A 400-nucleotide genomic window follows, 5' to 3' on the forward strand; every position below is an offset into this window, starting at 1 on the left:
CCCCCGATACTCTGGGACTGACGCACAGCATACTTGTCGACGGTACGGGACTGTCACCCTGTCTCGTGCTCTATTCCAAGAGACTTCGCCTCGCCGTTCTGCTGCTGAGAGTCAGCCCGAACACCACATTGCCCGTGAGGGCTTCGGTTTGGACTGTGTCGCGTTTATTCGCCATTACTAACGACATCGCGTTTGCTTTCTTTTCCTGTCGATACTAAGATGTTTCAATTCTCGACGTTCCCCATTGCGCGAAGCAATTGCGGTGGGGATTCCCATTCGGAGATCCTGAGTTCTTCGCCTCCGTGCGGCTCCCTCAGGCTTATCGCAGCTTGGCACGTCCTTCATCAGCTCTCAAGCCGAGCGATCCACCAGCTGGCACAGTAGCCACGTTCATCGGATC

General features: G+C 55.5%; 1 rRNA gene. It reads right to left on the minus strand.

Annotated elements, in window-relative coordinates:
* Window positions 1-393 (minus strand): 23S ribosomal RNA (locus tag C487_RS21225); the annotation flags it as partial.
* Window positions 394-400: the final 7 nt, after the last annotated feature.

Source organism: Natrinema pallidum DSM 3751 (genome assembly GCF_000337615.1).
GTDB lineage: Archaea > Halobacteriota > Halobacteria > Halobacteriales > Natrialbaceae > Natrinema > Natrinema pallidum.